Raw genomic sequence first — 11,898 nt, forward strand, 5'->3', positions numbered from 1 at the left:
TCGGGCACCCCTCCTTAGAAAGGAGGGGAGTGGCGAGCCTGTTGTTACTAAAGCCGTCCATACGAACTGTAAAAATATATTTATAAAAATAGATGTATTTGATTTTTAGGTATTTGAATAATGTAGACTAAAGGCTTTGTAAACTCCCCTCCTTTCTAAGGAGGGGTGCCCGAAGGGCGGGGTGGTTCAGACATTGTATTTTGAGAGAGGTTACAAATACGACTTGCCCTTATGGGTGGTTCAAACGCTTGGACTCTGAGTAATGGGGCAAATAATAGCCCTTAAGGGACAGCATCTCCTTGTAACACAAACTTTTTTATTTCCTCAAAAGACATGAGACACGATAAGTTGAGTAATAGGCCAGCAATGGGCAGGCAAAAAATAAAAACAGTCTTATAGCGTATTATCGATACATGAAGTATACACAGACATACTATCCTTTTGCTGCTTTAGTAGGACAGGAAAAACTGAAACGGGCTTTGCTGCTTTGTGCCATCAATCCGGAAATAGGAGGGGTGCTGATCAAAGGTGACAAGGGTACTGCCAAAAGTACAGCAGCCAGAGGGTTAGCACAAATAGCACCCACTATTACTAAGGTGACAGGCTGTCCCTACAACTGTGATCCGGTTCACCTACTGGATACATGTGAAGTATGCCAGGATAAAACCAATCTGGTACAGGAAGTAGAGATGCCTTTCGTTACATTGCCTTTGGGAGCTACAGAAGAGCGTATTGTAGGAAGCCTGGATCTGGAAGGAGTGCTGAGTGAACGGAAAAAGAAATTCCTCCCTGGCCTGCTGGCTGCGGCACACAGAGGTGTATTGTATATTGATGAAGTCAATCTTTTGTCAGACCATCTGGTCGATGTATTACTGGATGCTGCTGCAATGGGAGTGAACACTGTACAAAGGGAAGGACTTTCGGTCAGTCACCCTGCACGATTTACATTGATTGGAACCATGAATCCGGAAGAAGGCAATCTGCGCCCACAGTTTCTGGATCGCTTCGGATTAATGGTAGAGATTGAAGCCCCTCGTGATACAACTGAACGAACCGAAGTAGTACGCAGACGAATTGCCTATGATGCCGACCCTGCTGCCTTTATAACACAATGGCAGATTGCCCAGCAAGCTCTGCAAAAGCAGTTGACAACAGCCCGCCAGTTACTGACCTCTGTACATATGCCAGATCATTTACTGGAACTGATTAGTCAGTTGTGTATGGAAATGGGTGTAGTGAGCCTCCGGGCAGATATCGTCATGTACAAAACTGCACGCACTCTTGCAGCCTTAGCCCAGCGTATTGAAGTAGTGCCAGAAGATATCCGACACGCCGCAGAACTAGTTTTACTGCATAGACGTCGACAGAAACCTTTTTCGTCAGATACAAAAATGGATGAAAAGGCACTGGATGACCTGATGCAACAAGCGCAATCTACGACAGAAAATAAAACCTCTGATTCCAAACCGGACGCTTCCGAGTCTTTGGAGAATCAAGCTCCCGATAATGATTGCCTGACAGAGGACTGTTTGCCTGGCCCATCAGAAACGGAACAGGAAGGAGAGAAGGAACAGGTTTTTGCCAGTATACCAATTGATAGTCTGCCTGACATTCAGATTGAGAATGGCGTCAAAACTTCACAGAATGCTACAGACGGAAACAGGAATCAAACCTATACTATACAGAAAGGGAAATCAATCCGGTCTGTTCCGGATAAGCAACCAACTAATCTGGCTATAGAGGCCACGTTACAGAAAGCCTTATTCCGGAATCCGGACGAATGGCAGATTACGCGTGATGACTTACATCAGAAAATACGGGAGGACAAAAAAGGTAATCTGATCCTTTTTGTGGTAGATGCTTCCGGTTCCATGGCTGCCAGCCGACGTATGGAAGCAGTAAAAGGCAGTGTACTGTCCTTGCTCACCAATGCCTATCAGCAGCGAGACTGGGTCAGTGTCATTGCGTTTCGGGGTATTGAAGCACAGGTTGTACTTGAGCCAACCCATAGTATAGAAAAAGCCGAAAAGGCTCTTCACAGTTTACCAACCGGTGGGCGGACTCCCTTGCCCCATGCTTTGCAGTTGGTTTTGGAGATAATAAATGCTATACCCACAGACACTTTGCAGCCTTTAGTCGTGATTCTGAGTGATGGCAAAGCAAATGTACCCCTGCCCGGAGGAGGAAATCCCTGGAGCCAGATACAGATGCTGGGTAATCAACTAAAAGAGCAACAGATCCCTTCACTCGTACTGGATACCGAAAGCGATTATTTACGACTGGGAAAAGCCCGTGAACTGGCTGCTATAATGGGTGGCGAGTGCTTGTCGCTAGATGAAATTTCATCAGATTCGATACTCCAAACCATTACTATCCGGATGCATGCTGGATAAAAGAAAGTATTTGTTGTGATATACTTGTTTGTGTTGATATATAATTGATTATCAGTTGTTTGTGTTTTGCTTGTAAATGGGTAAATAATTGGTCATATGAGAGATTTTTAGTATTTTTAAGCTACTAAAAAATCACTTTCTATCCTTTATTTTTATTTCATGGCAAGACACACTACAGCTTCTGCATTACGCAAATACAGATCAGAATACTATCGCTTGATGGCTCAGGAGGCCCGACTGAATGAGCAGCTTTACCATATGCTGAAACGAATCAAAGCCATCAAAGCAGACGAAGAGAGAACTCTTGCCAATCATACCCATCTAACCGCTCTGCTGTCTCAGGCAACTCGGCAAAAAGCCGAACTGGAAGCTCAACCTGTTTCCAAAGAACGTAACAAGCAACTCAAAAAGGCTGAATCAGTATGGAAGGACATCCATATTCAATACAAACGCAGTGATCTTCGTCTGGCAGTGCTTGACAGAAAAAAAGACAAGGACAATGCCGCTAACTATGTATTGAAAGAGAATTACCGTGATCAGGTACGTTTACGTGCTGACGTTGCCTATGCTATGTGGAAAGAACTGGAGAAAATATATCAGAGAGAATGCCAGCAGGAAAGTCGGTTAGTGACTGAAATAGCTTCTCTTGAAGTGAATCCTGCCTTACAGGCATCTGAAAGGGAAACAACAGATATTCCATCAGTGACGGATGTTAGACAAGAGATTGTAACAGAAAATCAGGCAATGATTGTTTTTGCGTTATCCAATCAGTGCCTGTATATCCTTACACCTGTTAAATCTTTCTTTTTAATTCAAAGTGTTTACCCAGATAAACGCGTCTTACCTGTTCATCAGATGCCAGGTCTTCGGGAGTACCAGATTTAAGGATCTTACCTTCAAATAGCAAATAGGCACGGTCTGTAATAGACAAGGTCTCGTCCACGTTGTGGTCTGTGATAAGGATGCCTATGTTCTTTGTTTTGAGTTTGGCCACAATACCCTGAATCTCTTCGACGGCAATCGGGTCAACACCTGCAAAAGGTTCATCCAGCAGTACAAACTTAGGATCTACTGCCAGTGCACGGGCAATTTCCGTACGACGTCGTTCTCCTCCGGACAATACCCGTCCCAGGTTTTTGCGTACATGGGTAAGACTAAATTCTTCCAGCATTTCCTCTGTCTTCTCTTTACGGGCAGCTTTGGGTAAATCGGTCATTTCCAGTACCGCCATAATATTTTCTTCGACAGTAAGTGTTCTGAATACGGATGCCTCCTGTGCCAGATATCCTAATCCCCTACGAGCTCGCTGATACATGGGTAAATGAGTAATATCCTCATCATCCAGGTAGATAGTGCCTTCATTGGGTTTAATCAACCCTACAATCATATAAAAGGTAGTTGTTTTTCCTGCACCATTCGGACCCAGAAGACCAATGATTTCACCTTGTTGTACCTGTACTGAGACATTGTTGGCTACAATACGGGCTCCATATTTCTTTAGTAAATTTTCAGAGCGAAGAAGCATTTTTCAGTTTAAATACAATGTTCAGCTTTCGTTGAACCATTTCAGCCTTTTCTTAAGAAGAAGCCTAAGATAGAATATTGTTTTGGGGAGCTACAAATTTTGTTCCAATCCATCAGATATGAGGCTAATACAATACTAAAAAGCCTTAATATCTTTGATCAGAAGCTGCAGAGTCTGATTGCCACGGTAGTTGTTTTCAACAATCTGGTAACAGATACGGAATGGTTTACCTTCGGTGACTTTGTCCAGATGCAACTGAGACATGCCAAATCCAATGGCATCAATGTAGGAAGTGCCTTCCTGGAATACACTCATTTTCAAGTGAACGTCTTTGAGTATACGTACATTATCTGCATACACAGGTTCGGACATAAATACCGGACGCATATTTTCAGGGCCAAATGGCTCCATTTGCTTAATGATATTATAAAACTTGAAGTTGATATCCCGCAGATGCAATTTTAAATCAATTTCAATCTGTGGTATTAATTGCTCGGCTGTAATACGTTGAGCAACAATTGTTTCAAAACGTTCCCGAAACGCTTCCACATTCTCCCGTTTCAGAGTTAAACCGGCTGCATAGGTATGTCCTCCAAATTGTTCCAGCAAGTCAGCACATTCGGCAATGGCCTCATATACATCAAAACCTGGCACAGAACGGGCAGATCCTGAGACAATCTCATGGGATTCTGTAAGAATGATGGTAGGACGATAATATTTTTCAACACAACGCGAGGCTACAATGCCAATAACTCCTTTATGCCAGTCACTTTTAAACAATACAGTACTTTTGGATAGCCGCAATGTCTCATCCTCTTCAATCATCGCCAGGGCTTCCTTGGTAGTATGTATATCGTATCCTTGTCTGTCGCGATTATTAACATTAATTTCTTTGGCATATTGTTCTGCCTCTGCTTCAGAGTGTGCAAGTAACAGATTGACAGCTGCATGGGCATGGGCGATACGTCCGGCTGCATTGATACGGGGACCTATTCCAAAGACAATATTGGTAATATCCAGCTCCTTTTCAAATCCTGCTATTCGTGTCAGTGCTTTTAGTCCCGGACGTGGATTGTAGTTAAGTTGTTTAAGTCCAAAGTGAGCCATTACACGGTTTTCACCTGTTATCGAAACCAGGTCGGCTGCAATACTGACAACCACCAGATCCAGGAATGGATAAAGTCGTTCTTCCAGCGATAGGTCATTTCGTTGACAAAAAGCTTGTAAAAACTTAAACCCAATACCACAACCCGATAATTCTTTGTAAGGATAAGGGCAATCCAGACGTTTGGGATTGAGGATTGCCACTGCTGTTGGAAGTGTATCATCCGGGCGGTGGTGATCACAGATAATAAAGTCGATCCCCAATGTTTGAGCATAACTGACCAACTCTCCTGATTTAATTCCACAATCCAGACAGATAATCAGTGAAACACCTGTTTTATGTGCATAATCAATACCTTGCCGGGAAACTCCATAGCCTTCATTATAACGATCCGGAATGTAAAAAGATAGATTGGAGTGAAATTGTTGGAGAAATCCATATACTATCGCGACAGAGGTCGTACCATCCACATCATAGTCTCCATACACCATGATGGATTCATTATTACCTATGGCCTGCTCCAGTCTTTTAACTGCTTTGTCCATATCCTGCATGATAAAAGGGTCATGCAGATGAGATAATGAAGGCCGGAAAAACAACTTAGCCTTCTCGAATTCACTAATGCCACGCTGAGTCAATAATTGGGCGGATGCACGGCTAACATTGATAGCCGTAGTCAGAGACTGTATAGTTTCTTCAGAAGGGGTTGACTTAATGATCCAGCGGTTCTCCATATCTGCAAAGTAAGCAAAAAAATGTTAATTGGTTTGGGTGAAGAATGGAATTCTTGGATTTAAATATTGTATTTTAATTATTTCTCTTAGGACTATGCATACTAATTTATGCGGATATATTAGTGATAATCAGGATATAAAAGTAAAGTTTGGATAAGTAGTTATTTTTTTATCCCTCCAGAAAAACTAAAAAACGACATTCTGCTGTTTTTGTCAAAAGTTAGCCGGTTTCTGTTGGAATACTATTACATAAATCCGACAAAATGTCATATTTTTGTGGGCGCAATGTAATTGGCAATATTCTTGAACTGCTGACATTGCATTCAGGTAGCTTCTCTATCAGGGTAGATAGCGCCTGATTTTTCATAATGACTTCTTAAATTATTTGAATAGGTATGCAAAACGAATCAAATCAAGGTACAAACCAGCACGAATCTGAAACTCCTGTAGATCTGAACGAAGAAACAACAGAGACTCAGGAAACGCAAGCCGCAGCAACAGATACTCCATCGGCTGATGCACAGGTTGCCGAAATCAAAGATAAATATCTGCGTTTGCTGGCAGACTTTGAGAACTTCCGTCGTCGGACTGCCAAAGAAAAAATAGAATTTCAGCAAACTGCCGAAGAGGGTGTCATTTTGGCCATTATACCTGTTCTGGATGATTTTGAAAGAGCTTTGAAATCAATAGAAAAAGCACAGGATATCAATTCTGTGAAGGAAGGTGTACAACTTATCTACCATAAACTGTATAAAACACTTGAACAACGTGGTCTGAAGCCAATGGAAGCAATCGGGAAAGAGTTTAATGGGGAAACTCATGAAGCAATTACCCAAATTCCAGCTCCTACTGAAGATCTAAAGGGTAAAGTAGTGGATGAAGTAGAGAAAGGATATTCTCTGAAAGAGAAGATTATCCGCTTTGCCAAAGTAATTGTAGGTAACTAAGAATCATAATCAATGGAGAAGTAACGTAGGGAAAGGTCTTCTTATCCCTGGTTTACGTTTCAATATATATCTTAACCCATGACAAAACGAGATTATTACGACATACTGGGAGTAAGTAAGACTGCTTCGGAAGAGGAGATAAAAAAGGCTTATCGTAAGTTAGCTATCAAATATCACCCCGACAAAAATCCGGATGATCCTTCTGCAGAAGATAAGTTTAAAGAAGCTGCTGAAGCGTATGAAGTGCTGAGTGATGCTCAAAAGCGTCAGCGGTATGACCAGTTTGGGCATCAGGGCGTAAATGGTGGAGGTGGCTTCAATGGTGGAGGCTTCTCAGATGTCAATGACATTTTTTCACGTTTTGGAGATATTTTCGGTGACAGTCCGTTTGGTGATTTCTTTGGTGGAGGTGGCCGTGGTGGCAAGCGGGTCCGTAAAGGAGATAGCTTGCGCATCAAGCTTAAACTGAATCTGGAAGAAGTAGCTAACGGTATTGAGAAAAAAATAAAAGTAAAGCGTTATACCAGTTGTAATACCTGTGGTGGAAATGGAGCCAAAGGTGGTACTGCACTTAAAACCTGTTCCACCTGTCAGGGGTCAGGTCAGGTACGTCGTGCTGTAAATACCATGCTGGGACAAATGATTTCAACCAGTACCTGTCCAACCTGTAACGGGGAAGGCTCTATTGTATCTGATCGTTGTGAGGTTTGTCATGGAGAAGGTCGTCAGCTGACAGAAGAAACTATTTCGGTACGTATTCCTGCCGGAGTAGCGGATGGTATGCAGCTAAATATGGCTGGAAAAGGTAACGTTCCTCCAAGAGGTGGTGTAGCAGGTGATCTATTGATTCTGATTGAAGAAGAAGACAATGAATTACTCAAACGGGATGGTGACAATGTGGTATTTGATCTGTATGTAAACTTTGCAGATGCTGCATTGGGAACAAGTGTAGAAGTACCTACCATCGAAGGAAAAGTAAAAATAAAGATAGATGCAGGTACTCAAAGTGGAAAAATCCTTCGTCTGAAAGACAAAGGAATCCGGAGCATCAATGGATACGGCAGAGGTGATCAGTTAATTTATGTAAATGTATGGACTCCTCAGCAGCTATCACGCGAAGAAAGTGAGATTCTGGAAAAATTCCGTACAGCTCATAATTTCCAGCCTCGTCCTTCCAAAAATGAAAAAGGATTCTTTGATCGTATGAAAGAATTTTTTCAATAAATTAGCGATCATATTATCCTTTACTTAACTATAAATGCATATGAGCGCAGACAAGTATTTTCATAACACTGATGAATTTGATTTTTATAAAGATTTCTTTGATGAAGACACTGAAGCGCGAGTTGCGTTTAAGTTAGGGATGTATGAAGTTTTGCATAATCTACCTAAGTATAAGGATATACTACCCACTAATGTATATAGTGCTTATAAAGCAGGTAGTTTGGCAAACAAAGATATTGAGAAGTTAAAGGATGAGGTAGATAGTATCCTTAAATTATATAAATACGAAAATTAAAAGAATAAGACTTTTTATACTAAAAACACCTTTTGGAATTCCAAAAGGTGTTTTTATTTATAGACTGATGTACTATACTTTTTTTGACTTTTCCAGACATAAAAAAACGCAAGCCACTCTGGCTTGCGTTAACTATAAAAGAGACTCTACGTTTATCCAATCTTATCGGTTGCTTGGCTGACCACCTTGAATCTGCTGCGCTTCCTGCATAGGGTTGGCTGGACGACGGTTTTGCTGTTTGAACAACTGAAAACGTGTAGGTGCAGCTTTTGATGGGAATGCATTGTTATCCGTATCGATATCGGCAGTTTCCTGGAATGGATCTAGTGTAAACTGTACTACTTTTTTAGAAGTATGAATGACTTTGCTTACTTCTTTATTATTCATACGCCAGATTTCAGCAGGAATACGAACAATCTCATTGGTGCCATCTTCAAAATCCAGTTTCAGAATCACAGGCATTACCAAACCACCATTGTTTTTCAGTTTCAGACTATAGAAGTTTTCTCCTGAGGCAAGCAATTTCTTTTCTTCATCACTTAACGAAGCCTGGTATTGTTCATAACGTGACTTGCTTTGTGGGGTTACTGCATAGCGGTCATATGAGTTATAGAAATCTTTCAATTCCGGATTTTCATCAACCAGTGTTTTCTGAATATCTTTTTCGTTACGAATCTGACTGATTGTCTTCTGTTCGTTTGCCTGTGCTTTGCTGATTGGGTTTTCTTTCTCCGGATTCTGTGTATCAGCATTGAATGCTTTTACATCTTCCAGTGCAATATCCACAGGTTCTGTGCCATAGAACCAACCTCTCCAAAACCAATCCAGATCCACACCTGATGCATCTTCCATCGTACGGAAGAAATCGGCAGGTTGAGGACTTTTGAATGCCCAGCGTGTAGCATATTGTTTGAATGCATAGTCAAACAGATCACGTCCCAGAATTGTTTCACGAAGAATATTCAGCGCAGTAGAAGGCTTTGCATATGCGTTGTTACCCAGCTGACTTACCTGTTCAGAGTTAGTCATGATAGGCTCCAGCTTATTTTGTTCCATACTCATATAAGGAACAATTTTATAGGCTTCCCCGCGACGGCTTGGATATTCACGTTGCCATTCCTGCTCAGCCAGATACTGGCAGAATGTATTCAACCCTTCATCCATCCATGTCCACTGACGTTCGTCAGAGTTGATAATCATGGGGAAGAAGTTGTGACCTACTTCGTGGATAATTACAGAGATCAGACCATATTTGGTTTGTTCTGAATAGGTACCATCTGCTTCCGGACGACCACCATTGAAACAGATCATAGGGTATTCCATACCACCTACAGGACCATGTACTGAAATCGCTACTGGATAAGGATAAGAAACAGTACGTTTGCTATAGGTACGAATAGTATGTGCTACTGCCTGAGTAGAATATTTACCCCAAAGAGGATTACCTTCTTTTGGATAGTAAGACATACACATAACAGGCTTGCCATCCTGTGTAATCTGCATAGCATCCCAGATAAACTTACGTGAGGTAGCGAATGCAAAGTCACGTACATTCTGTGCTGCAAATTTCCAGGTCTTCTTTGTGGTAGATTTGTCTTTTTCGTTTGCCTCAGCTTCTTCCTGAGTTACGATTACTACAGGTGTTTTAGCTGTTTTAGCTTTTTGCAGACGGGAAATCTGAGTAGCTGTTAATACCTCATTTGGGTTTTGTAGAACTCCTGTTGCACCCAGAATGTGGTCTGCCGGAACTGTAATCGATGCCTTGTAATTTCCGAAAGGAAGAGTAAACTCTCCATTGCCCAGGAATTGTTTGTGTTGCCAGCCATATACATCGTCATAGACGGCCATGCGAGGGAAAAACTGTGCTATCTCATACAGATAGTTGTTATCCTTAGCGAAATATTCATAACCCATACGACCATTGCCAGGAGCTCCTGCCAGTTTATTGTGGTCGTGTATATTGTAACTCCATGCAATAGAAAAGCTAAAAGAACCTTTTGATTTCAGTGCATGAGGCAGGTCAATCCGCATCATGGTACCGTTAACGGTATATTTCAGTGCATTGCCAGCTTTGTCTTTTACATATTTGATCTTATAGCCACCATCAAACTGTTCCAGTGTCATGAAACCGAGTTGGTACATAGACACCTTTTCTTCCATTGCAGAAGTTTTGGTCAGATTGGCTGTTGAGTTTTTGTCAAATATGTTTTGTTCCAGTTGTAGCCAAAGATAGCCTAGTTCATCCGGAGAGTTGTTGAAATAGGTAATCGTTTCGGTACCTGTGATCTGTTGTTTTTCATCGTTTAGCTCAATCTGCATGTCATAGTCGGCACGTTGTTGCCAGTAGTCATGACCAGGAGCACCAGATGCTGTACGATACGTGTTGGGAGTAGGGAGTAAGGTGCCTAACTGCTCAAATTTGGAGCGATTCTCCTCAAAACGTTGAGCCATGCCTGCTGTACTTGCCAGCAAAGCCGCTGCCAGAATTACTTTCTTCATGTTTGTTGGTTATGAGATATGGGAGGTCTTTAGTTTTTCAAAGATACTACTTTTGATTACTGGTTGATGTAGGTACAAACTATTATTTTACTTTTTTTCCTGTATTGCGAATAATTATACTGCCAAGTACTTTGTAATTAGTAGAATATGTCTTTTACGAGGAATAAAATTTTTATCCTTTATGTTGTATAAAGGATTTAAAAGATCCATGTTTTCTGAATGAGAATGAGGGCAATTCCGCCTACTGCCCCTGAAAGTACAAGGTTCCAGTCACGTCTATTGGTATTTAAGATTCGTTCAAATAGTGACGCAACAATAACAAATATGGCAACAATAATTAACTGACCAAGTTCCAAGCCAATATTAAAGGCAAGCAGTGGTTGCCAGATACTTTCTTCTTTGCCTAGCAGACTACGCAGGTAGTTGGAGAAGCCCAGTCCATGTATCAGGCCAAAACCCATTGCCAGAAAATAACGGGAATATTGTGGTTTGGTCGGATTTGAGAGAGAGTAAGATTTAGGAACTTTATAAAATAGATTGAATATAGCTGTAAGAAGTATGGTGACAGGAATTAAAAATTCAACTACATCCGTTCTGTATGTGAAAAGCTGAAGGGTTGCAACAGCCAATGTAATGGAATGACCAATGGTAAATGCAGTGACTAATACCAGAATACGTTTCCATTCCGTTATCTGATAAATAGCACAAAGTGCTATAATAAATAAAATGTGATCATATCCATTCAGATCTGTGATATGGTCAAAGCCCATAATCAAATAAGCCTGAAAACTATTCATAAGATGTAAGTGGAATGTAGGTTGGTTAGAAAATGGCTTAAAATGTATAACCCCTAGTGTTCAGGTGTTTGTTACAACCATATGCTATTTGCTGTTGAACTGGAATAATAACTGCTAAAGAGAACTAGTATACAAAGCACTTAGGCATAGTATTGCATAAAATAGGAACTGAATTTCTGTAATTGGGTTAGAATTTCGTGAAAACTAAGAAGAAAAATGATGTTTTTTATTACATGGGCAGAAAAAAGTACTGAATTTTTAGGCACAAGAGGGTAGGGTCGTTGTATATTGCAACGCCAGAAGAAAAGTGAGTTTTTTGTTCTGCCTCATAGTCAAAGTTTTACATATACGTGAAGACATACCTTTGTTGTTTGTGGGT

At 41.1% G+C, this 11,898-nt stretch carries 9 protein-coding genes; 5 read left to right on the forward strand and 4 right to left on the reverse strand.

Features of this window, described 5'->3' with window-relative positions:
* Nucleotides 1-413: 413 nt before the first annotated feature.
* Together QNI22_RS00515 and QNI22_RS00520 are read left to right on the forward strand one after the other, a co-directional pair.
* On the forward strand, nucleotides 414-2,393 hold the full coding sequence (locus tag QNI22_RS00515; RefSeq protein ID WP_314508639.1) for a putative cobaltochelatase: 1,980 nt from the start codon (nucleotides 414-416) through the stop codon (nucleotides 2,391-2,393).
* 159 nt (nucleotides 2,394-2,552) lie between these two features.
* Nucleotides 2,553-3,278, forward strand: a complete 726-nt coding sequence (locus QNI22_RS00520) for a hypothetical protein (protein WP_314508640.1) — start codon at nucleotides 2,553-2,555, stop codon at nucleotides 3,276-3,278.
* Here QNI22_RS00520 and lptB read toward each other — a convergent pair.
* Nucleotides 3,187-3,918, reverse strand: a complete 732-nt coding sequence (gene lptB, locus QNI22_RS00525; RefSeq protein ID WP_314508641.1) for an LPS export ABC transporter ATP-binding protein — start codon at nucleotides 3,916-3,918, stop codon at nucleotides 3,187-3,189. The genes QNI22_RS00520 and lptB overlap by 92 nt on opposite strands.
* Nucleotides 3,919-4,053: 135 nt before the next feature.
* Nucleotides 4,054-5,757 carry a single-stranded-DNA-specific exonuclease RecJ gene (gene recJ, locus QNI22_RS00530; protein ID WP_314508642.1) on the reverse strand — a complete coding sequence of 568 codons (1,704 nt, stop codon included), beginning with the start codon at nucleotides 5,755-5,757 and terminating at the stop codon, nucleotides 4,054-4,056.
* A 395-nt stretch (nucleotides 5,758-6,152) separates the two neighbouring features.
* Here recJ and QNI22_RS00535 point away from each other — a divergent pair, with 395 nt between their 5' ends.
* The 3 genes from QNI22_RS00535 (at nucleotide 6,153) to QNI22_RS00545 (ending at nucleotide 8,223) form a co-directional block, all read left to right on the forward strand.
* Complete coding sequence (locus tag QNI22_RS00535; RefSeq protein WP_314508643.1) at nucleotides 6,153-6,704, forward strand: nucleotide exchange factor GrpE; 552 nt, start codon at nucleotides 6,153-6,155, stop codon at nucleotides 6,702-6,704.
* A gap of 78 nt (nucleotides 6,705-6,782) precedes the next feature.
* Complete coding sequence (dnaJ, locus tag QNI22_RS00540; RefSeq protein WP_314508644.1) at nucleotides 6,783-7,928, forward strand: molecular chaperone DnaJ; 1,146 nt, start codon at nucleotides 6,783-6,785, stop codon at nucleotides 7,926-7,928.
* A gap of 40 nt (nucleotides 7,929-7,968) precedes the next feature.
* Nucleotides 7,969-8,223: a hypothetical protein gene (locus QNI22_RS00545; protein WP_314508645.1), complete on the forward strand. Its 255-nt coding sequence runs from the start codon at nucleotides 7,969-7,971 to the stop codon at nucleotides 8,221-8,223.
* Between the two features lie 162 nt (nucleotides 8,224-8,385).
* On the opposite strand, the gene QNI22_RS00550 is transcribed toward QNI22_RS00545, so the two are convergent.
* Both QNI22_RS00550 and QNI22_RS00555 read right to left on the reverse strand, forming a co-directional pair.
* On the reverse strand, nucleotides 8,386-10,722 hold the full coding sequence (locus tag QNI22_RS00550) for a M1 family metallopeptidase (RefSeq protein WP_314508646.1): 2,337 nt from the start codon (nucleotides 10,720-10,722) through the stop codon (nucleotides 8,386-8,388).
* Nucleotides 10,723-10,919: 197 nt separating this feature from the next.
* Nucleotides 10,920-11,519, reverse strand: coding sequence for a HupE/UreJ family protein (locus QNI22_RS00555; protein WP_314508647.1), 600 nt, complete (start codon nucleotides 11,517-11,519; stop codon nucleotides 10,920-10,922).
* Nucleotides 11,520-11,898 lie beyond the last annotated feature (379 nt).

The sequence above is a fragment of the Xanthocytophaga agilis genome, assembly GCF_030068605.1.
In the GTDB taxonomy this organism is placed as follows: Bacteria; Bacteroidota; Bacteroidia; order Cytophagales; family 172606-1; genus Xanthocytophaga; species Xanthocytophaga agilis.

What these genes read in the sequence shown, in the direction of transcription:
- QNI22_RS00515 (WP_314508639.1), top strand. Translation starts at nt 414, where the DNA reads ATGAAGTATACACAGACATACTATCCTTTTGCTGCTTTAGTAGGACAG.
- QNI22_RS00520 (WP_314508640.1), top strand. Translation starts at nt 2,553, where the DNA reads ATGGCAAGACACACTACAGCTTCTGCATTACGCAAATACAGATCAGAA.
- lptB (WP_314508641.1), bottom strand. Translation starts at nt 3,918, where the DNA reads ATGCTTCTTCGCTCTGAAAATTTACTAAAGAAATATGGAGCCCGTATT.
- recJ (WP_314508642.1), bottom strand. Translation starts at nt 5,757, where the DNA reads ATGGAGAACCGCTGGATCATTAAGTCAACCCCTTCTGAAGAAACTATA.
- QNI22_RS00535 (WP_314508643.1), top strand. Translation starts at nt 6,153, where the DNA reads ATGCAAAACGAATCAAATCAAGGTACAAACCAGCACGAATCTGAAACT.
- dnaJ (WP_314508644.1), top strand. Translation starts at nt 6,783, where the DNA reads ATGACAAAACGAGATTATTACGACATACTGGGAGTAAGTAAGACTGCT.
- QNI22_RS00545 (WP_314508645.1), top strand. Translation starts at nt 7,969, where the DNA reads ATGAGCGCAGACAAGTATTTTCATAACACTGATGAATTTGATTTTTAT.
- QNI22_RS00550 (WP_314508646.1), bottom strand. Translation starts at nt 10,722, where the DNA reads ATGAAGAAAGTAATTCTGGCAGCGGCTTTGCTGGCAAGTACAGCAGGC.
- QNI22_RS00555 (WP_314508647.1), bottom strand. Translation starts at nt 11,519, where the DNA reads ATGAATAGTTTTCAGGCTTATTTGATTATGGGCTTTGACCATATCACA.